Origin of the sequence: Providencia burhodogranariea DSM 19968 (genome assembly GCF_000314855.2) — a bacterium.
Taxonomy (GTDB): domain Bacteria; phylum Pseudomonadota; class Gammaproteobacteria; order Enterobacterales; family Enterobacteriaceae; genus Providencia; species Providencia burhodogranariea.
Genome location: NZ_KB233222.1, coordinates 1,300,054 through 1,322,685, shown reverse-complemented (window position 1 = coordinate 1,322,685; position 22,632 = coordinate 1,300,054). Strand labels below are relative to the sequence as shown.

Sequence of the window (22,632 nt, the reverse complement as noted above, 5' to 3'; positions counted from 1 at the left end):
CAGAAGGTGTTACACCCATGGTTAATACAGTTAAGAATGTAGCCGCGTTAGATAAAACTCAATATCAAACTAATAATTTTAGAACGTTATCGACTAATAGTTGGAATGACGGGGATATATCTAGTAAAGACAAACATCTTATTGCCGTTGCGATCGCACAAGCGACAAATTGTAAGCATTGCTTATTACATCATGCAAAAGCCGCGCAAGATGATGGTGCATCTTTTGATGAAATTGCTGAAATATCTTATTTGACTGGTGTTATTAATATTGCAGGTGAACAACTTTTACAATTAACATCTGAATTGCAGTTAAATTATAATATCAATGGCCGATTAAAAGCTTATACTTCAATAAAGACACGCGACTTTATCAATCAACAGTTGGAATCAAAGTTTGTGGATAAAGAAATAAAAATATTAGCATTAATTGGTATAGCTAAATTCAGACATAATACTTCACTTGTCGAGCATTTTTTAACAATAGCAAATGCTCATCAAATTAATGAAGCTAAACTTACTGAAGCTTTACAGGTAGTCGATATTTTAAGTACGGGTGTTATTTATTCTAATAATCAGGATATTTATAAATTCCTGAACAATTAGATAATAGACTCTAGTTTATTTAAAAAGCCAACTTAACTGTTGGTTTTTTAAATTAAATACATAATAAATTATGATGATAAATATTATGAATCGAGTAGTAAATATTGACTGAAAATGAGAGTTAGTATAAATAAAATGAGGAGTTAGCGAACAGAACATAGAGGCGGTAGGGCGTATGAAAATTAATGTTAAAATTGAGCTCTTAAATTAAGAGCTCAATTTTTAATCTAGTCAGAAGGATGTTTTTTATTCGTAGGTTGGGTTTGTTGTCATGCTTTTAATCACCGAAGTACGTCAGCTTATTGTATTGCTGCCATTTTAATCTCAATCAATGATAACAATAAAAATAAACCGTAGAGGTCAATCAATACTAGGCTAAATACTCAATTATTGACAAACCACCATTGTAATCGGTGCTATAAATAATACCTTGAGAATCAACAAAAACATCACATGATTGGATGACTTGCGGTCTATTTGGGCGAGTATCCATCATTTTTGTCGGTGAAGCAGGAACTAATGCTCCAGTTTCAATGGGTTGATAAGGATTGGATATATCATAGGCACGTACGCCAGCATTTTGATATGTTGCAAAAATCAATGTGGAGCTAATAAAGCTACTGGGACGGTTTTCATGTAAGTTATGCGGGCCAAAATGTGCACCTTTAGCGACATAATCTACTTCGTTTGGCTGCGGGAAAGTGGAAATACTGATTGGGTTTGCAGGATCACGAATATCAAATATCCATATTAGTTTTTCACCATCTTCTTGGTTATCAAGAACCGCCTCATCCAACACCACTAGCAAGTCTCTATCTGGCAATGGCAATGCAGTATGGGTGCCGCCCCCAAAAGGTGGACTCCAGTTACGGTGGCTGATAAGTTCTGGCTGCGCTCTATTTTTTATATCTAAAAGAGTAAGTCCACCGTCACGCCAGCTCGCATAAGCAGTGTCACCACTAATAATCGCGTGGTGTAATGCATAGCGTTTCCCTTCTGGCCAATCAGGCGTTTCACCTGCGAATTTATTCATACCCGGCAACCACCAGCGGCCTAAAATTTCAGGTTTACGTGGATCAACGAGATCAATTGTTAGCAGAATATAATCAGTAAAGCCATCAATCAATGCGGATACATAAGCCCAACGACCACCCACATACCAGATGCGGTGAATACCAATACCATTGACAGGCAAGAAGCTGATTTCTTTTGGTTTATCCGGCGTAGAAATGTCAAAAATACGCAGTCCCGCACTCCAACCTCTATCTTGAACATCGCTAACCGTATCACCAACAGAACGGGTGTAATAAACTTTTTCATCAGCAAAGCGTGTGTCAGCGAATAGGTCGCGCGCATTAATAACAAGTAATAAATCATCATGCGCCTGTAAATGCACATTCCATGTTCCAGGAGGTGCGGGGATATACCCCGCAGCACGTGGATTTTTTGGGTCTCGTACATCAACAATTGAAAAGCCTTGCGACACCATATGGCCGATATAGGCAAACCCACGATGCACCATGACTTGTACACCATCAGGTCGACCACCCTGATCACTATGACCTATTAGCCGCATGTTGCGGCTATAATCAGGTTTAGGTAGCTCAATTGCCATCTCGTGACTTCCTTATTTGTTTTTAGCTTCTAATGTTGCAAACCATGGTGCAACAAAATCATTAGATTGTCCCCAACCTGGAATGATTTTACTTAGTGATGACACATTAACTGCGCCTGGTTGCGCCACTAATAGTGCTTGTGGGATTGACGCTGCCTTAAAATCATAAGTTGCAGGTGTCGGTTCGCCGGCAATTTTATGTGCAATTAAGCGTAGATTGACTGCACCAATGGTTTTAGGATCAACAGCAACGCTGACTTTCCAAGGGCTACCCGCTTCACGCATTAATTGTAGGTCTTGGTTAGAAATATCAATACTGTAGAGTTTAATTTCAGTACGACCATTTTCTTTTAGCGCTTTATAAGCTCCTTGGCTGAAAGCGTCCCATGTTCCCCAAATAGCATCGATTTCACCTTTTGGATATTTCGCCAGTATTGCACCAACTTTATTGGCTGTATCACCTTGGACATCAGAAGAAACTGCGCCAATTGATTCTAATTCTTTGATACCCGGGTTTGCTTTTAAAATTTCTTGATATGCTTCTTGTCGACGATCCATTGGTGGGAAGCCTGCAACCCATAACTTTACAATCTTCGCATTGCCATTAAAATCTTTAACCAATTCACCAAAAGAAAGATTAGTCAGTGAAGCATCATCTTGCTGTGTGACTGTTACACCAGGAATATCACCATTGATGGCAGTATCAAATACCGAAACGGCAATACCTGCATCACGTGCTTTTTTTACGAGAGCCGTTGAGTAAGGGTCACGACCTTGAGAGAGAATAATACCGTCATATTTTTGGCTGATAGCTTGGTTGACGAAATCTTGGAATTTCGCATCATCACCATTACTTAAGAAGGTATTGACTCTAAATCCCAGCTTTTTACCTTCTTGAATTGCACCGGAAACAAATTGCGTGGTGTTGTCATCGGAACCTAAGTTACGAATAATAGCCACACGAACTTGTCCATCATGATTCGCAATAGCGGCAGGAATATCAGTTTGAGTCGCTGCATGACTCGTTAGGGCGCTAAACAACCCTAATAAAAGTAGTGATAGCGTAATTTTTTTCATTGTTATTCCTGTTTATTTAACGTTTTTGTATATAGGTAATGGCAAGCGCCGCAGCGAGTACCAATCCTTTAATAATATCCATGGCGTAATACGGAACTGAAATCATGACAAGCCCATTTTGTAATACGCCTAATAGGATCGCGCCAACTAGAGTGCCTAATGCATTTGGTTTTCCTGAACCGGCGAGTGAAAAACCGATCCATGCAGCTGCAACAGCATCCATCAGGTAACCACCACCAGCATTGACTTGTGAGGAACCAATTCTCGATGCTAATAAAATACCGCCTAACCCAGCTAGTAGTGATGCAATTACGTAGGCAATAACTTTATAACGCGTAGTTCTGATCCCAGATAAACGTGCGGCTTCATGGTTACCACCTATCGCGTACATACGGCGACCATGTTTGGTTAATGACAAGCCAACCTGAGCAATGATAGTGACAACAATCATAATGATAACGATGGTTGGTACTTGTCCTAGTAAGCTGAAAGTTGCCGGAATCGTCCCTTCAGCCATGTCACCATCGGGCAACATCATATTTTCGGTAATAGAACCGCCACCACTATAGGTCATCGCAACACCTTGGATCACAAACATGCTGCCAAGTGTGGCCAACATGTCGGGAATTTTTAGTACGACGATAAGAAATGCGTTAAATAATCCAACTAGTGAGCACAACGCTAATGTCAGTAAAATAGCCTGTGTGGTATCTAATCCATGCCAAACAAACATCGAAATAACGAGTGCATTTGCCAAAGAGGCAGTCGCTCCAACCGAAAGATCAAAACCACCTACAGTGAGTGAAATCGAAACGCCAATCGCAATCACCGTTACAATCGCGATAGAACGTAATATGTTAATAATGTTAAATGGATCTAAAAAGTTATCTGACACCACACCAAAAATTGCGATTAATGCAACAACCGTGAGTAACATGCCCCATTTATAAAGAAAATCAAAAATTCGCTGACGATAAGACATCGTCGCGTTTACTGAAAGGGCTTTGCTCACGCTGCCGTTCCTCCCGTTGAATAATAAAGTAATGACTCTTCGCGGGCATCCTCACCGTTGATTTCTGCCACGATACGTCCATCCCATAACACACAAATACGATCACATAGTCCAACCAGTTCTGAAAATTCACCGGATGCATAAATAATGCCTTTTCCCTCTCTGGCTAGACCATCTATAAGTTGGAATAAATCTGTTTTTGCTTTTACATCTACTCCCTTGGTTGGTTCATCAAAAATCATCACATTTGCGTGACCCTGTAACCATTTACCAATCGCCACTTTTTGTTGGTTTCCCCCTGATAACCGACGCAGTATTTGAGCAGGTCCAGCGGTACGCACTCCAACGCGTGTGATCATTTTTTGTGCCCATTGCCAAGCTTGGCGATGCTTAAAAAATCCCCAGCGTGACAAGCTGTTATCTGCACAGACGGCTAAATTCATATTGATAGATTCATCAATAAAAATACCTTCTTTACGGCGTTCTTCGGGTACTAATGCCAATCCACGAACCACTGAGTCCGCTGGGTCGCGTGGTTTCCAAGCTTGATTGTTTAAGGTTCCTTTTTCGACCCGACATTTAGTTGCGCCAAATAGGGCTTTACATAGCTCTGTTTTACCCGCTCCCGCTAATCCAGCGATCCCTAAAATTTCACCTTTATGCAGTTTAAGCGAGATGTCATGTAGCAAATTGTCATCGTGCAATCCATTGATACTTAAAAGAATCTCATCACTTTGAGCAGCACGTCGAGGGGGATAGATATCACTAAGCTCATGGCCGAGCATCTTTTCCACAATCTCTTCGCCACTAAGCTCTGTCATTGATCCTGATTCGATTAATTTGCCATCTCTTAGCACCGTTAAGGTATCGCAAATTGCTTTCAATTCATGAATGCGATGAGAGATAAAAACAATACCAATACCTTGCTTCTGTAAGCGTCTGACTACCGTAAATAAACGTTCACTTTCATGTTGATCAAGAGGCGCGGTCGGCTCATCAAGGATTAAAAATCTGCAATGATGAGAAAGAGCACGGGCAAGTAATATCTGTTGTTTTTCTGCTAATGTGCAGCTATCAATTGAGCGCTTTAAATCGAAACTCACATCTAATTGAGCAAGTGCGGTACGGGCTTGTTGATAAATCTCTTTCCAACGATAGCAATGACCCGGCTCTGATAACTTATCAAGCATGATATTTTCAGCGATGCTTAACCCCGGTATAAGAGCAACGTCCACTTCTTGCTGTACCAGATGTATACCTGCTTTTTTAGCGTCAAGTGGGATCCGAATTGAAGTTTCTTCATTATTAATGGTTATTTCGCCATCATAATGATTGTGCGTTCCACACAATACGGCCATCAATGTCGATTTTCCTGCGCCATTTGCACCTGTTAATGCATGCACAGAACCACCGTAAAGCGTAAAATCGACATCAGATAATGCCTGAAATCCTGAAAAGGCTAAGCTGATATTGTGCATATCGAGTCGATTTACTGTCATGTTACAAAAACCTCTAATATATTGATTCGTTTTTACTTTTCTCAAACGGTGTTTTTTTAATCATTGTGAATTTTCTTTGATTAGCCGTCCAGATGGCTAGGTATAACATAAAGATAAAAATAATCCATTAAAACTATTCTCTTCAATGATGAAATAAATTCATGTTAAATGATTGGTTTTGAAATCAATGTTAATATCAATGAGTTGAAGTTATTTTAACGTGATTAAAATGTATATTTCTTATTTGATAGAAGGGTAGTATTCACGTTCATTTTTATATTGCTGCAAATAATTCATGATGTTAGTATCTGACCATAAGGATGTTTAGATGTCTAGACGTCGATTTTTTGGCTGTGTATTTACCAATAGAATATAACTAAAAAAGAAAAAACTTTAAGGGAACACCATGATAGAACATCAACAGCTCAAGACCTTGGCGCAAACGTGTCATTGGATAGGGGGTAAGGGCTGGGCACCAGCTACTGGTGGTAATATGTCAGTACGCGAGGATGAAACATGGTGCTGGCTAAGTGAATCTGGAAAAGATAAAGGAAGCCTAACCGCAGAGGACTTTTTACAAGTCGATATCAAAACAAATCATGTGCCATCAGGCCGTAAACCATCGGCAGAAACGGGTTTACATACGCTTGTTTATCGTTTGTTTCCGCAAGTATCTTCAGTCTTACACGTTCACACAGCGAATGCGACGATTTTATCAAGAGTCATTAGTACTGACAAATTAGTGCTTACTGGTTATGAGATGCAGAAATCGTTAAGTGGGCAAGTCAGCCATTTAGATGAAGTGGTCATTCCTATTTTTGATAATGACCAAGATATTGATGCATTAGCAAAACGTATTGAAGAGTATGCGGTACAAAACCCTTTACGTTATGGTTTTTTATTAAGAGGGCACGGGTTAACCTGTTGGGGTAACACGATCCAAGAAGCCGCTCGTCATTTAGAAGGGCTAGAATTTTTACTTGAGTGTGAAATGCAGCGCCGCCTGCTGGAGAGACTATGATCCGCGCTATTGTGACTGACATTGAAGGAACGACAACTGATATTCGTTTTGTCCATAATATCTTATTTCCTTATGCACGCGAACGCTTAGCTGATTTTATTGCTCAATATCAAGATGAAAAATCAGTAAACGAAGCACTTGTTGAACTAAGAGCAGAAATTGCACAGCCAAATGCTAGCACCGAGCAATTGATTGAAACGTTATTACGTTTTATGGATGAAGATAAAAAGTCTACTTCATTAAAAACGCTTCAAGGAATTATTTGGCGTGAGGGGTATGTAAAGGGCGATTTTACCGGGCATTTATATGAAGATGTTTTACCAACTTTTTTAAACTGGAAAACACAAAACATTGATCTTTATGTTTACTCATCTGGCTCAGTCGACGCCCAAAAATTATTATTTGGTTATAGCGATGAAGGGAATTTAACGCCGTTATTTACTGGATACTTTGACACTCGTGTTGGTGCAAAAAGAGAAGAACAATCTTACCGTAATATCGCTGATAATATTGGTATTCCTGCAAATGAATTATTATTTTTATCGGATATATACCATGAGCTTGATGCAGCAAAAGCCGCAGGTTGGCACACAATTCAGTTGATCCGTGACGATGCAGACACAATTAGTACCCATCATCAGGTTCATTTATTTGATGAAATTAAATTGGAGGACATTGCTTAATGAGCGCACTGACTATTTACTCGGAAAATGAATCAACACAACCGCTTTGGTTCAGTGATGATGCGGATAAAATTCGTGAACAACTCAATGCTAAAGGAGTCCGTTTTGAGCGCTGGAACGCTGATCGTGATTTAGGGATTGATCCAACACCTGAATTGGTAATTAATGCATACCAGCATGCAATTGATAAACTTGTTGCTGAAAAAGGCTATCAAAGTTGGGATGTTATTAGTATGCGAGCTGATAACCCGCAAAAAGAGGTATTAAGAACTAAATTTCTATCAGAACATATTCATGGTGAGGATGAAGTTCGGTTTTTTGTTGAGGGCGCGGGGCTATTTTGCCTGCATATAGGAGATAAAGTATATCAAGTATTGTGTGAGAAAAATGATTTAATCTCTGTTCCTGAAGGCACTCCACACTGGTTTGATATGGGGTCACAACCGCATTTTACTGCGATCCGTATTTTTGATAATCCTGAAGGTTGGATTGCACAATTTACTGGCGATAATATCGCTGAAAATTATCCGCGTTTAGACTAACGGATATAAATAAGTTCTCTCTCAATAGAGAATGGACATATTGAGAGAGAAACTACTATTACGCTGCGTTAAATATTCCGTTCTGAACCTGCTCTGGCGTAATAATGCCACTATCTAACACCCAAGCGCTAATTAATGCTGCTGGAGTAACATCGAATGCAGGATTATAAACTTTTGCATTTTCTGGTGCCCAATTAACAGTGCCGAATTGTCCAGAAACTCCCGTTACTTCGCTTGCAGCACGTTGTTCAATCGGAATTAAATTGCCATTAAGACAATTGGCATCTAATGTTGTTTTCGGTGCGGCAATATAAAAAGGGATCTGATGATAATGCGCAAGGACTGCTAAGCTATACGTTCCAATTTTATTCGCGACGTCGCCATTGGCTGCAATTCGGTCTGCACCGACCCAAACGGCATCGACAAGGCCTTTGGACATTAAACTTGCAGCCATGGAGTCACAAATTAATTGATATGGAATATTTAATTCACCTAACTCCCAAGCAGTTAAACGTCCTCCCTGTAATAAAGGACGGGTTTCATCAACCCAAACATGGTCAATTTTCCCACTTTCAAAACCACGGCGAATAACCCCCAAAGCAGTACCGATCCCAGCAGTTGCTAATCCACCAGTATTGCAGTGAGTCAGAATCCGACTGTTTGGTTTTATCAGGGTATTCCCAGCCACAGCAATGGCTTCACACAAATTTTTGTCTTCTTCTACCAGATATAATGCTGCATCTGACAGGGCAGGTACAAAATTATTTTGCTGCAGTACTTTTTTCATGAAATCTAAATTATTCATTAAGTTAACAGCAGTTGGACGCGATGCACGCAGTTGTTCTAATGCCGTCAATAAATCAGGCTGAGAAACGCCTTCTTCGGCTAATAGTGCTAAAAGCAAACTCGCGGACAAACCAATCAAAGGTGCGCCACGAACTCGTAATGTACAAATATGGTCAACAAGTTGTTCAACCGTATTTGCGGGTAGCCAAATTTGTTTTTGTGGGAGTGCTTGCTGATCGAGTATCCACAATTGATTATTTTCTATTTTTAAGCTTGTGGTTTGAAATGATTGCATAATTGTTAAATCCATATTGCTTTATTTGGTGAAGTTATGCCAATATACACAGAATCATTATAGACGTCTAAACATCTTTACGGATACTTGGGCTAATATGACATAAGTTTAAATAATACGTTAAATACATGAGCAGGGGATTAATATCTATGTCGCACTACCAAACATTCACAGCAAATGACGCGATTGCTTACGCTAAAAAACATGGTGGGCTGGAAGATCCTTCAGTATTAGTCTCTGCTGACGAAATTGGCGACGGCAACCTAAATTTAGTGTTTAAAATCCGTGATGCACAAAATAATAGCCGTATTATTGTAAAACAAGCACTACCGTACGTTCGTTGTGTTGGTGAATCATGGCCATTAACATTAGATCGTGCACGCTTAGAAGCGCAAACACTGATTGAGCACTATAAGCATTGCCCACAACATACAGTTAAAATTCATCATTATGATGCAGAATTGGCTGTAATGGTGATGGAAGATCTCTCCTCACATCAAATATGGCGTAATGATTTGATTCAAGGAAAATATTACTCACACGCATCACAGCAGCTTGGAAGCTATTTAGCGGAAACCCTTTTTCATACTTCTGATTTTTATTTAGCACCGCATAAGAAGAAAGCGCTGGTGGCTCAATTTATTAACCCAGAAATGTGTGAAATTACGGAGGACTTGTTTTTCAATGATCCGTATATTGTCCATGAGCGTAATAATTATCCAGCTGCATTAGAAAATGATGTTGATAAATTAAGAAATGACCATGAGTTAAAAATTGCTGTTGCTACACTTAAACACCGTTTTTATTCTCATGCAGAAGCTTTATTACATGGTGACATTCACAGCGGATCAATTTTCGTCGCGGATGATAGCTTGAAAGTTATTGATGCAGAATTTGGCTATTTTGGGCCAATCGGTTTCGATATTGGTACGGCGATCGGAAATTTATTACTTAATTATTGTGGTGTCACTGGCCTATTATCTGCTCGTGAAGCTGCGAAAGCGCAAGAACAGCGTTTAAATGATATTCGCGATTTATGGTTCCATTTTTCAACGTTATTTACGCAATTAGCTAAAACTAAAACACGCGATATCGCATTATCATTCAGTGGCTATGTTGAAACATTTTTACAAAAAGTACTGACCGATAGCATAGGTTTTTGTGGTACAGAATTAATTCGTCGTACAGTAGGATTATCACATGTTCTTGATTTAGAAAATATTGCAGATGAAGACACTCGCCATGAATGCGCTCGTCATGCAATTCGCCTAGGCCGTCAATTAATTTTAAGTGCAAATCAGATTCATAGTATTGATGAACTACTCACTGAAATTAAACGAGTTTCTTAACTTGGTGAAAGAGTAGAATCAAAGCTTGTCAGTCAGCTAGAACGTACTTTGAGGCTGACTGACAGTGCAACCGAGGTAAATTAAAATAATTTATAACAATGAAGATAGGCATCCAGTATATAAATTATAGGCAGTTAACATCTCTTTCTCATCAAAATCAAATTTAGCTTGATGGTGTCCTGCGGTTCTATCGGCACCCACGACAAAATAAAGTGATTTACCACCATGACGTTGTACGCGTTTTGCAAGGATGGTTGCGTCTTCACTTCCTCCGAAAGGTTTTGTTGCAATTGCTGTTAACTCACTATGTTGCATAACCACATGATTTAATATATCAATATCAAACCGTAATACAACTGTGGGGTCTGGTTTCCCACTATCGTTCATTTTTCTATTGCGCTAAGTGCTACAGCTGTAACGATCAATCCACCACCTATCAATGTTTGTATACTTGGTAAGGTGCTAAACCACAGTGTTGCAAAAAGAATCGCCCAGACAGGTTCTAGTGAAATAATAATAGCCGCTTTATTGGGGTTAATGTGTCTTAATGCAAAGGTAAGTAGGCTGTAAGCCAATCCTGTACACATCACACCAATAAACATTAAATGCCAAAAGCTTTCATTGAATGAGTCGATAATAGCTTGATAACCCCAAGGCAATGTCACTAATGCGCAAGCCAAACACTGTATAAGTGAAGATTGAATAGATAAAGCGGCGGTTTTTGCATAGCTATTATAAAGAATAATGATCGCATAGGATAAACCCGCAGCTAAAGCCCAGAGGAGTGCGGTACCATCTTCTTGGGAAAACAGTGCTGTTGGGGATATCACAAATAAACCAATGACAACTAATAGCATCGCAATCACGGAACGGCTTGAAATAGGCGCCCCAAATAACAACTTTCCTAATAAGGTGACAAATACAGGAAAGCAGGCAAATCCAAGCGTGCCAATCGCTACTCCACCTTTTTCAACGCCAATAAAAAAGCAAACCCAATGTCCAGCGAGTAAAACACCATTAACTGACAAATGAAACCAATCGCGCCATGCAAGTTGGTTCCATTGAGAGCTACGCAGGATTAAAACAATAATGAATAATGTAATTGATGCCCATAATGCACGACCAGTGACAATTCCGGTTACCGGAAATGACAAGTCTTTGGCTAATACAGCAGATAAACCAAATAGCATGGTACAAATTTGTACGCCAGCTGAAGAGCGAAATTGAATTGTAAACATATATTCCTCCAGCCAAAAATTGTAACGTTGAGAATGTTATTGTAAAAGCGCATAATTCAGGATGAAATCATTCGATTTTCAAATAGGTAAGATTATGAGTAAGCAGGATCTTGAAATTCAATGGTTGAGAACATTCTTGTCAGTTGCTCATACGGGCTCAATGACAGCATCATCATTACATCTGAATCGTTCTCAATCGGCAATCAGCATGCACATCAAAAAAATTGAAGATGTTTTGGGAACGCGAGTGTTTAATCGTGAGACTAAAAATATTCAGTTAACCTCCGCTGGCCATGAGCTAATCAGATATGCAGATACTATTTTGAAAATTCATGCTCAAGCGATACATCATGTCTCAGGTAATGAACAGCGTGGAAAAGTGAGTTTAGGCATTCCCGATGATTATGCGTCTTATTATTTATCTTCGATACTTCGCGCATTTAGCCAGCGTTACCCGAAAATTGAAATCTCACTGATATGTGAGCCATCTTCACAATTGATCCCTAAAATTGAGAGTGGAGAACTCGATGTAGCCATAATAACGAGGGATGATCACTCACGCGGAATATTCTTGATCAGTGAGCCACTGATTTGGGCGGGAACAGCAGCCGCATTAATTTTAGATGGTGGTCCTTTGCCTGTAGCAATGTATGAATTTGGCAGTGAGGCAAGAAAAAAAATTACTCATATCCTGAATACCATGCCTGATGGTTATCGAGTTATCTATAACAGTCCTTATATCGCAGGGCAGATAGCGGTGGCTGAGAGTGGCCTTGCTATTTCAGTGCTGACTCGATGCTGTGCTCCTGCTCATCTAATTTTACCCGTGAGTGACATTCTGCCAGATTTACCTGTTCTGGATATCGCCGTTGTTAGAAGTGAATTCCAAAAAGAGAACCTGATCGCTAATCTATTAGTTGATGAAATTATAGATACGTTCAAAAGACACCATTGATTAATTTAATGCTTCAGTACTCGATATTAATCAATCATCCGATTGCCCTTACACCATTAGGGACAAAGCTATGCCACCGTTCTAAAGTATAATTAAATACGATGGTGAAAAACTAACGGTGAAATTTTGATTTAAAATTAAATATAATAAATTATTAATTATTTGTTTTTAATGTTAATTACTAAGCAATTACTAACATTAATTATATATATTGATTTATCAGTAATATGTTTTTGATTATAGCTCTTAATGATTATGCTGGTATTTTTCTGTTTTTCATGGTTTTTCATGGTTTTTTTGTTTTTATTTTATCTTATGGTTATTTTTATAAAATTAGGCTGGGTGTTTGTTTTTCATGAACATTAATGGTTTATATTTATTAATATTATGACGATGTCTTTTTGTGTTTTTACGGTTTTTATATAAGCAAATAGATTCGAGTAATAACTTAACTATTGAACAATGGAATTAATAAAGTGATTTATCACTAAACATCATATAATCAGAGTTGCCAGTGTTAATTAAATGTTATAGCTTGATGGCTCAAGGTTATAGGGAGGCTAAAAATGTCGATATTTAAAGAAGAACCTGACATTCAAATTACAATGTCAAAATCTGAAATTAATTCTAAATATAAATACTGGCGCATACATTTAATGATTGTTAGTTATATCGGATATGCGATTTTTTATTTTACGCGTAAAAGTTTTAATTTTGTGATGCCTGAGATGTTGGCCGATCTTGGGATAACAAAAGGCGATATTGGAATGGTAGGCACAGCGTTTTATTTAACTTATGGTGCATCAAAATTTATATCTGGAATTGTAGGTGATCGGTCTAATCCGCGTTATTTTATGGGATTAGGGTTAATTGCTACTGGTATTGTCAATATTTTATTTGGCCTAAGCTCTTCAGTCACGATGTTCATTTTTTTATGGATGGTAAACGCATTTTTTCAAGGTTGGGGCTGGCCTCCTTGTGCAAAAATACTAAACACGTGGTACTCACGTAATGAGCGTGGATTATGGTGGGCAATTTGGAATACTTCACATAATATCGGTGGTGCAATTATACCAATATTATCTGGTAGTATTGCATTAGCACTAGGTTGGCGATATGGAATGATTATTCCAGGCATTATCGCAATTATTATCGGTATTGGCTTGTGTATTTTTCTTCGGGATAGGCCTCGTACAATGGGCTTACCAACGGTAGGTGAATGGCGTAATGATTTAGAGGAAATAAAATACGAAGAAAAGGGGGCTGGTTTAGCATTACGTGAAATACTTAATCAATATATTTTTAAAAATAAAATATTATGGGTCTTAGCGATTTCATATGCGGTTATTTATATTGTAAGAACAGGTATCAACGATTGGGCTAACTTATATCTTATTGAAGCGCATAGTTTTAATTTACTTTCTGCTAACGCCGTTGTAATGATGTTTGAAATTGGCGGTTTTTTTGGTGCCATTGTTGCTGGTTGGGGTTCAGATTTAATATTTAAAGGTAATCGTGCTCAGATGAACGTTATCTATGCACTGGGTATTATTGTATCTTCATTCTGCTTGTGGGCAGTTCCAGTTGACAATACCTATGTATTTTCATTTTTATTTTTTATGACGGGTTTCTTTATTTTTGGTCCACAATTCTTAATTGCAATGGCGGCAGCAGAAAATTCGCATAAGAATGCCGCTGGCGCATCGACTGGTTTTGTTAGCTTATTTGCTTATATCGGCGCCTCTATTGCTGGATATCCATTATCAATTGTAATTGAAAAATATCAATGGAATGGATTCTATTCATTGTTATTAGGATTATCTGTCTTTTTGGTTTTATTATTAACTCTAGCAATGGTAATGACGAAAAAAGAAAAATAATATGAATAATGAAGTGGCCTGTAATTTACAGGCTACTTCAGCGATAATTTACAGATATCAAATGGGAAATATCTGTCTCCTAGATTATTACGTTTATTTTTAATTCCTGCTGTTAAAATATGCAATAACACCAAGGTATCCTCTAAATTTAATTTAGAGGCATCCCTGAATTAAATTATTTATTATCAAATAGATACATAATAATTGCACTGGCAATGTAGTTGAACGTATATCCCTTAGATTATTACTTAAACATACCACAATTCGATTTTTATCTTATGTAAGGCATCGAGTGTGGAAGGGATTATGTTCTGCAGTTAATAGGGAACTGAACTAAATTCAAACTCATCAGACCTATCAGATAAAATAAATCCTCTGGATTTTGCACTAAGATTAATGAGTAAACGAAAAATACAACAAATCAATTGGGGTAAAAATGCAGGTAAAGGATATCACTATGGCTAAATATTCACTCTCAGTTTGTGCATAAATGCTTTTCTTGGATCTTCCATTTATTGAGCGTGTTAAACGTCTCCATCGAATGGGATTCGGTGTTGAAATATGGGATTGGACACAAAAGAACATCGATGAATTAATTGATACCGGTGCAAAATTTACGTCTATGACGGGGTATATTTCCGGCAACTTAATTGACGATGTTGCAATAGAAAAGCTACTAAATAGTGCCTCATTATCAATAGATATTGCGAAGCGCTTGGAGTGCCCATCATTAAATTTACACGGTACCGGATTGAGTAATACCGGATTACCCGTTGATCCTATCGAGCATGTGACAGGTGAGATGTGGTTGAAGGCTCAGGAAACATTAGTAAAGCTTGCTAAATTGGGTGAACAATCGAAAAAAGTGTTTACGTTGGAAAACTTGAATACACAAATTGATCATCCTGGCACTCCTTTTGCGAAAGCTGAAGATACATTAGCGTTAGTGAGAGCCGTTAACAGTGCTGGATTGAAAATGAATCTAGACCTATATCATGCACAAATTGGTGAAGGGAATTTAATTGAGTTGATACGACGTAGTCATCAATATATTGGTGAAATACAAGTTGCAGATGTACCGGGTCGTAAAGAGCCAGGTAGTGGAGAAATTAATTATCCTGCGATTGCTCGAACATTAAAAGAGATCAATTATGATGGCGTAGTTGCAATGGAGGGATGGGCTTCAAGCGATCCGATTATAGCATTAAATGCATTTCGCCAAGCATTCACTTAACGGCTGTGAGCTTGTTGGTTATGGTACTTCCGCTGATGCTTGGCATCTAACAGCTGGGCCAGAAGATGGTAATGGTGCAGCAAGAGCCATGATGACCGCAATCAACCAAGCAGGAATAAAACCGACCGATATTCAGCATATTAATGCTCATGCAACTTCAACACCGGTCGGTGATAAAGGGGAGTTAGCTGCAATTAAAACGATATTTGATGACAATTCCGTTGCAGTATCGTCAACAAAATCAGCCACAGGGCACTTATTGGGGGCAGCTGGTGGAATTGAAGCGATATTTACACTTTTGGCATTAAGAGATCAAATGGTTCCACCAACATTAAATTTGCATAATCCCGATGAGAATGCTGAGGGCATTAATCTTATTGGACTTAATGTACAACAATTACCATTAAGTTATGCACTATCAAATGGATTCGGATTTGGCGGTGTAAATGCCAGCTTATTATTTAAGAAATGGCTAGCTTAAATTTTTTTGGGCAATCTCTGTCATTGCCCTTATAAAGCGTACTATGGGTTCATTCATATGTCCCTTAACATAAATAATGTAGTTTTAAACTGAAAATAATTAGCAAAAAGTGCTATTTATTTAGATTGGAAAATAAACAATATTGACATAAGTTTGCATCCATCACTCATTCCATCAGTTTTTTTTACAAATACACACGTTTAGTAATGATAATTAATACTATATGGTAATGCTTATCATTTAGTTATTGGCATGCTAATATCCAGCCGCTTATAAATTAGATTGGTTTTTCCTTTATTTATTGGGGTGTTGGATTAAATGACTAACAAAAATTTCCGCCTTACACCGTTAAATGCGTGCCTGCTATTGTGCTCATTTTCCGTTCCTTCATGGGCTGCAACGATTAACACTACACAAACAGCTAACAACACACAAAATAACGATGCAGTACAATTTAACCCTCTGAAAGTTTCTACTGAGGGTGGCGGTAGTGAAAGCGAAAATAATGAAACTCAAAATAGTATTTATAGCACGCCAGCAGCCGTTAGTTATGTGAGTGGCAAAGATATACAGGAAAAACGTAATGGTGACATTAATTCGGTACTGCGTGCAATTCCGGGTACTTTTACGCGAGTGAGCTCAAGCCAGCCGGGAATAGAAGTAAATATCCGCGGTTTTGAAGCAGACGGTCGTGTTAATACAATGATCGATGGCGTACCACAAACCTTTCGTAACTCAGCAGGGCATGCATCTACGGGAGGGGAATTGATTTATGTTGACCCCAATTTACTCAGTGGTGTAAGTGTTGAGCGCGGCAGTATCAATGGTGCGGCCGGAATGGGAGCATTGGCTGGTGCGGTTAACTTCCATACCTTAGATTTTGATGATGTGGTTTTATCAGGGCAAAATGCAGGTATTAGAACCTTAACTAAATATGGTAATAACGGTTCAGGCTTCTCTGGCATGTTATCCGGTGGTGCGAAAACGCAGTTAGATAGCGGTGCAGAAGCGGATGTTGTGGGTGGATTTAGTTATAGTAATTATCATAACTATAGACGTGGTGGCAAAGATGGTGAAATGAACGTACCTAATGCCAGTAATTCACCAAAATCTGGTTTACTCAAATTCCATGTAAAAGCTGATGATGCTAATGATTTTAAGCTAGGAGCTCGTTGGTATAACAATGGCTTCTTAACTTCTGGTTATTATTGGGAAATGAAAAACTCTACCTATACCTTTAACTATGCCTTTACCCCAGATAATGATCTCGTTGATTTTAAATTCAATAGTTACTATAACGTATCAAAAATGTCGTATGACCCGACGATTGGCGGTTCTTATACTAAGCGAGAAACCGAAGCGACTACCATTGGTTTTGATTTAGCGAATACTAGTCGCTTTAGTTTCGATAATACCTATTGGTTCACATGGAATTATGGTGGTGCTTATTCTCATGACCACTATGCAGTGAATGAATATCGTGGTGCTAACCCTCCGGGAAAAATGGATAAAGCACGTGCCTTTACTGATCTGACCGTTGGTTTGGGCATGTTTGATCTGACTGGCGCAGTTAACTATGACTATTGGAAACTTTCGGGACATCGTGGCCCTTGTGAGCCAGGTATTGGATTCTGTCCACCGACAGGCGGCGATGTTGATGTATCAAACAGAAGCCAAGCGGTTAACCCCAAGGTCACTTTAGCGGCGAACCCTGTAGATTGGTTACAACCTTATGTAAGCTATGGCCAAACTTCGCGTCCACCTTCTGCTCGTGAAGCTCTTTGGGCGTTAGCGCCGATTGGTGCAGGAACCGGTGGTGGTCAATACGCTAACTTAGATCTAAAACCAGAAACAAGTAAAGGTTGGGAATTAGGTACTAACGTATTAAAAAACGATTTGTTCTTTAGTAACGATGTTTTGCGTTTAAAGGTTAACTACTACAATTATGACATTAAAGACTTTATTTATAACGCGAGCGTAGCGGTTCCGGGCGAACAATATAAAAAACTGCTCTGGGTGAACTCGCCGGGTACGACTAACTCAAGAGGTACGGAGATACAAGGAACTTATGATGCTCGCGTCGCATATATCAACCTAGCCTATACTCATGCTAAAAATGATCAGCCTGTGGGTTGGGGAACGGGTATCGGTGTAGGTGATATCAGCTTTTTACCAGATGATACAGCAACTATTGATATAGGTGTCCGACTGTTCGATGAGGATCTAACCCTTGGTACCGCGATGGATTATGTCAGTGGGAATACGCAGGCAAGTGGATTTGGTAAAACCGAGCGTAAAGAGAGCTACCGTTTATACAGCGTCTACGGTTCTTACAAAATCAACAAACACGCTTCTACATTCTTTAATATAGAGAATCTGACTAATGAATCATACAGTCCAGCAATGTCCGGTGATGCTGAGGAGAAATCAGGTCGCGGACGGACTTTTGTCGTAGGATTAACCACTCAATTCTAATCATTTTTATTTATATTTTGCGTATAAGGCCAGCATCTTACATCGATAATGTTGGCCTTATTGGAGATTAAATGGAAATAGGCAAAAATGCTGCGTTAAGTGAGTTATCTGTTTCTATTACAAAGTCATAATCATTTCGTGCCATGCCATACCACCGTGCTCTGACCCTGAAGGTTTGATATAGCTGTAGCCAAATTTTTTATACAGCTCGATGTGATGGGTTTTACACATGAGATGAATGGATTTCTTCCCTTTCTCTTTCATCATATTAACGAACTCACGCATCATAAGGCTAGCGTAGCCTTTACACTGATAGGCTGGATCAAGTACGACTGACATAATCACGACGTTGGGTGCTGCGCCGTCATGCCCGATCAGCTCCTTGAACTCTTCATCTGACATGACAACTTCCCAGGCACATCCTGAGTTGATAAAGCCGATAACTTGACCGTTGAGCTCAGCGCAGACAAATCCTTCGGGATACTGCTGAATACGTATAGCAATTTTTTCCCGCGTCGCTGCTTCATCGCCTTCATAAGCTTCACTTTCAATGGTATAACAGCGTTCTAGGTCAGTTTTGCTGACTTCGCGAAAAATGGGATTGGTCATATTATTACCTTTAGTTATTGGTGCTGGACGTAAATATTATACTCACCAAGAATTACACCGTCTCTATAGAAGATGAGTATCATAAAATTGTTGATTTATTCAAATAGCCCCTCGACGTGTCAATTTACGTCGTTCTGACTTGTTTAGAGTAACATTGGTGACATTGGCGAAAACGACCCTTTGAAGATATCAAAGTAGCGTTAGAATTGAGCTTGGATATGCAGCCTGAAGATATAAAAGATTTATATAATAAATTTCATAAGTAAAGTGGCGGTTAACTCGCTACATGCTTAATAAATGAAGTTATAGTCAGTTTTATTGAAAAGGATTCGACTATTTCGACATCAAAACTTATCCCAATAGAAGTATAAAAGGTCTTCAGTGTATTCAATTAGGTGAGGGGGGCTATTTATATAGTCACCTATTGAGATAATTTAATTTTGCTAATTACAGCGAGTCTATGAGTGTGAACATCACGGTCATTTCCCCAACAGAATTTATCCCACGTATTATAAAAATCAGACATTGTATTTACAGTGGTTAAAGGTCTCTCTTCTAGTGTTCCGTCAGAAACGTAAACGTAGTAACCAGCACTCATTGCCCAGTCAATCATTCCTTCCCAAAAACGTTTTCCATCACCTGTTTGTTCTTCATCAGACACAACAATACTATGGTCATTAAGTAGGTTTGCGAAAAAAGTACGTGGTAGCTCTTTTACAGCATCACGATGTTTGGCTGAAATAGTTCTCCAAACTTTAATCTGAGTACATGTTTTTTTTCCATAAACAATATCAGTACGGAAACATAGTTCAACCAGATAGGCTGTTTCAGGCTCATCACCTTCAGCAACCAGTCTATACTGGTCACTTTTTGAGGATTTTACAAGCCTGTAGCCGTGAGGAGTAATATAACCAGGCAATGTAAAATCTTTGACGCCGGATTCCAAAAAAACCTTGGTATAATCGATATTTTTTTCAGGCACTTTTAGCTTTGTGTTAAAATCCGCATCTGTGTCTGGTATTACATAAGGCATTGACCGATTACCCCTTGGTGGCGTTATTCTAGTATTCATGATATGCCCTCGCAAAGTTGGACAATCTATAATTTTAGTATACACGAAAAAACATTTGATCACATATCCGTCGTTTGTTTGCGAGTTTACAATAAAGCTTATCTGTGCAGCCAATTAGTTACTGCTATGGCGAATAATGAAATACTAAATTGTGAGTTTAAGTTTCATCGAATCTATATAATGAAATAATCGACAATATTATTTATAAGATTGTAAAATTGATGTACTCCAGTCATGAAATGCTCTAATAGCAGGGCGTAAATGTTGGCTTTGTGGGTATACCAAAGATAATGGCAGATCAAAAGAATAGCCGCCCAGACAAGGGATTAATTGGCCATTATCAAGGTAAGAAGCCGCAAGATAACTAGCGATACGAATTAAACCAATTCCTTGAATTCCAGCCTGAATATAAGCATCTGTATCATCTACAACTAATAACTCTTTCATACGAATTGCAAGTTCAACGTCATCTTGAGTAAAAAACCACTCTGTCGTACGGCCTGTTCGATGATTGAGATAACCAACTGCATAGTGATTGATTAGTTCTTCAAGATTATCTGGTTTACCATGTTTATTAATATAATCTTGAGAAGCAAAAACTGACCATTTAAATTTGACAAGAGGGCGCGCAACCAGTGTTGTTGAATCTTCTATTACACCGGCTCTGATAACACAGTCGAACCCTTCTTGTATTAAATCCACGATGTTATCACTTGAACATAGCATTAATTCTAGCTCAGGATAGCAACGAAGAAATTCTTTTATATGAGGCATAAAGCAATGTCTGGCAAGCGACTGTGGCATACCAATTTTTAATCTGCCTTTTGGTAAAGCGCTTCTGCCTGAAAAAGAAGATTCAATAGCAGAGATATCGTTGAGTATTTTCTTACAGCTTTCGTAATAACTTTGACCTTCAGCTGTTACGCTCAATTTCCTTGTTGTGCGTTGTAGTAATTGTAAACCAAGATATGTTTCTAACTCTTTTATGACTCTAGATACTGTTGAACGCGGTAATCCCAAAACTTCAGCTGCTTTGGCGAAACCTTGAGTTTCGACGACATAGACATACAGCTTCATCGACTCTAGTTTATCCATTTGACGTCCTAATAAATTAATATTTTATTGTTCCATTTTTGCGAACAGTCTAACCCAGGTTCAGATACTTATTAAAACATAATGGCAGTAGTAATATTCATCGCAAGTTAGATATTTCATGTGTAAGTGGATAAGGATACTTGAAGTGAATATAAATAATATTAATTTAAATGAAAAGATATTAGTGCTTGGAGCAGGACAATTAGGTTCAGCAGTATTGGATTCACTTGTACCTGAAGTGACTAAGAGAAATGGAACGGTAACTGTTGTTGTTTCACCCACATCCCTTGATAAACAAGGAAATGTGATTTCCGACCGCCATCGTAAATATGCAGCTATGGGGGTAACATTCATCGCTGTAGATATTGCAACAAAAGGTATTGATAACTTAACGCCTATTTTTAAACCTTTTCATACAGTGATTAATTGTATGGGCTTTATTGCAGGTTCAGGTACACAGCTAAAAATCACACATGCCGTGCTAAAAGCAAACGTTCAGCGTTATTTCCCGTGGCAATTTGGAGTTGATTACGATGCTATTGGTAAAGGTAGTGGTCAACCCGTATGGGATGAACAATATGATGTACGAGAAGTTTTGCGGAATCAAACCTCAACCGAATGGGTTATTGTTTCCACAGGGATGTTTACTAGCTTTCTTTTTGAACCTGCATTTGATGTTGTTAATTTATCTGAAAATACGATTAATGCTCTGGGGGGATGGGGTACTCAGGTTACCGTGACTTCACCTATTGATATTGGCCGCCTAACGACAGATATTTATCTTCATCAGCCACGTATTGTGAATGAAGTTGTATTTATTGCAGGAGAGACACTCTCTTATCGTGCACTAGCAGATGTTGTTGAAAAAATCATAGGGAAGCCTTTTATCCGAAAGGCATTTACCTTAGCGTATTTGCAAAAAGAACTTAATGATAAACCAGATGATCAAATGCTTCGTTATCGAGTGGCTTTTGCTAAGGAAAATGGGGTTTGGTGGCCTATATCACAAACTTATAATGTGCAAAATAATATTCAAACTCAGAATGTAGAGGCATGGTTGAAAGAGTTAATTTTATAATATTGTTTACATCATGAGTTCTGTCGTGTCC

The 22,632-nt window shown here is 38.6% G+C and carries 20 protein-coding genes and 1 pseudogene; 11 read left to right on the top strand and 10 right to left on the bottom strand.

Translation table 11 applies throughout. The features are described 5' to 3' along the window. Positions 1-17 precede the first annotated feature (17 nt). Entirely contained in the window at positions 18-605 is a 588-nt protein-coding gene (locus OOA_RS05620) for a carboxymuconolactone decarboxylase family protein (protein WP_008911169.1), read from the top strand. 370 nt (positions 606-975) lie between these two features. On the opposite strand, the gene OOA_RS05615 is transcribed toward OOA_RS05620, so the two are convergent. Genes OOA_RS05615 through OOA_RS05600 form a run of 4 tightly spaced genes read right to left on the bottom strand, consistent with a single transcriptional unit; the run spans position 976 to position 5,808 of the window. Then, on the bottom strand, positions 976-2,220 hold the full coding sequence (locus OOA_RS05615; RefSeq protein ID WP_008911168.1) for an LVIVD repeat-containing protein: 1,245 nt from the start codon (positions 2,218-2,220) through the stop codon (positions 976-978). A 12-nt stretch (positions 2,221-2,232) separates the two neighbouring features. Beyond that, positions 2,233-3,297 carry a sugar ABC transporter substrate-binding protein gene (locus OOA_RS05610; RefSeq protein ID WP_008911167.1) on the bottom strand — a complete coding sequence of 355 codons (1,065 nt, stop codon included), beginning with the start codon at positions 3,295-3,297 and terminating at the stop codon, positions 2,233-2,235. Between the two features lie 16 nt (positions 3,298-3,313). Continuing rightward, on the bottom strand, positions 3,314-4,309 hold the full coding sequence (locus tag OOA_RS05605; RefSeq protein WP_008911166.1) for an ABC transporter permease: 996 nt from the start codon (positions 4,307-4,309) through the stop codon (positions 3,314-3,316). After that, positions 4,306-5,808, bottom strand: coding sequence for a sugar ABC transporter ATP-binding protein (locus OOA_RS05600; RefSeq protein WP_008911165.1), 1,503 nt, complete (start codon positions 5,806-5,808; stop codon positions 4,306-4,308). Before OOA_RS05600 ends, OOA_RS05605 begins: the two co-directional genes overlap by 4 nt. 406 nt (positions 5,809-6,214) lie before the next feature. Between OOA_RS05600 and OOA_RS05595 the strand changes: the two genes are divergently transcribed. The 3 genes from OOA_RS05595 to OOA_RS05585 are packed head-to-tail and all read left to right on the top strand — an operon-like array spanning position 6,215 to position 8,054. Beyond that, positions 6,215-6,829 (top strand): methylthioribulose 1-phosphate dehydratase, encoded by a 615-nt coding sequence (locus OOA_RS05595; RefSeq protein ID WP_008911164.1) that lies wholly within the window; start codon positions 6,215-6,217, stop codon positions 6,827-6,829. Beyond that, positions 6,826-7,512, top strand: coding sequence for an acireductone synthase (mtnC, locus tag OOA_RS05590; protein WP_008911163.1), 687 nt, complete (start codon positions 6,826-6,828; stop codon positions 7,510-7,512). The genes OOA_RS05595 and mtnC overlap by 4 nt, the downstream gene beginning before the upstream one ends. After that, positions 7,512-8,054, top strand: a complete 543-nt coding sequence (locus tag OOA_RS05585) for a 1,2-dihydroxy-3-keto-5-methylthiopentene dioxygenase (RefSeq protein WP_008911162.1) — start codon at positions 7,512-7,514, stop codon at positions 8,052-8,054. The genes mtnC and OOA_RS05585 overlap by 1 nt, the downstream gene beginning before the upstream one ends. 58 nt (positions 8,055-8,112) lie before the next feature. Here OOA_RS05585 and mtnA read toward each other — a convergent pair whose 3' ends face one another. Further along, complete coding sequence (gene mtnA / locus OOA_RS05580) at positions 8,113-9,135, bottom strand: S-methyl-5-thioribose-1-phosphate isomerase (protein WP_008911161.1); 1,023 nt, start codon at positions 9,133-9,135, stop codon at positions 8,113-8,115. A 149-nt stretch (positions 9,136-9,284) separates the two neighbouring features. Here mtnA and mtnK point away from each other — a divergent pair, with 149 nt between their 5' ends. Further along, a complete protein-coding gene (gene mtnK / locus OOA_RS05575) occupies positions 9,285-10,484 on the top strand; it encodes an S-methyl-5-thioribose kinase (RefSeq protein WP_008911160.1) in 1,200 nt (399 codons plus the stop codon). Between the two features lie 90 nt (positions 10,485-10,574). Here mtnK and OOA_RS05570 read toward each other — a convergent pair whose 3' ends face one another. Continuing rightward, positions 10,575-10,871, bottom strand: a complete 297-nt coding sequence (locus OOA_RS05570) for a zinc-binding metallopeptidase family protein (RefSeq protein ID WP_008911159.1) — start codon at positions 10,869-10,871, stop codon at positions 10,575-10,577. Further along, the gene (locus tag OOA_RS05565; RefSeq protein ID WP_008911158.1) at positions 10,868-11,722 is read right to left on the bottom strand and encodes a DMT family transporter; all 855 of its coding nucleotides are present in this window, start codon (positions 11,720-11,722) and stop codon (positions 10,868-10,870) included. The genes OOA_RS05570 and OOA_RS05565 overlap by 4 nt, the downstream gene beginning before the upstream one ends. Positions 11,723-11,816: 94 nt before the next feature. On the opposite strand from OOA_RS05565, the gene OOA_RS05560 reads away from it, so the two are divergent. From OOA_RS05560 to OOA_RS05540, 5 genes and pseudogenes are all read left to right on the top strand, one after another. Next, positions 11,817-12,677, top strand: coding sequence for a LysR family transcriptional regulator (locus OOA_RS05560; protein ID WP_008911157.1), 861 nt, complete (start codon positions 11,817-11,819; stop codon positions 12,675-12,677). 566 nt (positions 12,678-13,243) lie between these two features. Further along, positions 13,244-14,557, top strand: a complete 1,314-nt coding sequence (gene uhpC / locus OOA_RS05555; RefSeq protein ID WP_008911156.1) for an MFS transporter family glucose-6-phosphate receptor UhpC — start codon at positions 13,244-13,246, stop codon at positions 14,555-14,557. A 490-nt stretch (positions 14,558-15,047) separates the two neighbouring features. Next, positions 15,048-15,791: a TIM barrel protein gene (locus OOA_RS05550; RefSeq protein ID WP_008911155.1), complete on the top strand. Its 744-nt coding sequence runs from the start codon at positions 15,048-15,050 to the stop codon at positions 15,789-15,791. Positions 15,792-15,798: 7 nt separating this feature from the next. Next, positions 15,799-16,272, top strand: a pseudogene (locus OOA_RS05545) (beta-ketoacyl-[acyl-carrier-protein] synthase family protein); the annotation flags it as partial. Positions 16,273-16,590: 318 nt separating this feature from the next. Then, the gene (locus OOA_RS05540) at positions 16,591-18,747 is read left to right on the top strand and encodes a TonB-dependent receptor domain-containing protein (protein WP_008911153.1); all 2,157 of its coding nucleotides are present in this window, start codon (positions 16,591-16,593) and stop codon (positions 18,745-18,747) included. Positions 18,748-18,864: 117 nt separating this feature from the next. Here OOA_RS05540 and OOA_RS05535 read toward each other — a convergent pair whose 3' ends face one another. The 3 genes from OOA_RS05535 to OOA_RS05525 form a co-directional block, all read right to left on the bottom strand. Further along, positions 18,865-19,356: a GNAT family N-acetyltransferase gene (locus tag OOA_RS05535; RefSeq protein WP_008911152.1), complete on the bottom strand. Its 492-nt coding sequence runs from the start codon at positions 19,354-19,356 to the stop codon at positions 18,865-18,867. Between the two features lie 421 nt (positions 19,357-19,777). After that, positions 19,778-20,428, bottom strand: coding sequence for a hypothetical protein (locus OOA_RS05530; protein ID WP_040690825.1), 651 nt, complete (start codon positions 20,426-20,428; stop codon positions 19,778-19,780). A 198-nt stretch (positions 20,429-20,626) separates the two neighbouring features. Beyond that, positions 20,627-21,523: a LysR family transcriptional regulator gene (locus OOA_RS05525; RefSeq protein ID WP_008911150.1), complete on the bottom strand. Its 897-nt coding sequence runs from the start codon at positions 21,521-21,523 to the stop codon at positions 20,627-20,629. 145 nt (positions 21,524-21,668) lie between these two features. Here OOA_RS05525 and OOA_RS05520 point away from each other — a divergent pair, with 145 nt between their 5' ends. After that, a complete protein-coding gene (locus OOA_RS05520) occupies positions 21,669-22,601 on the top strand; it encodes an aromatic alcohol reductase (RefSeq protein ID WP_008911149.1) in 933 nt (310 codons plus the stop codon). Positions 22,602-22,632 lie beyond the last annotated feature (31 nt).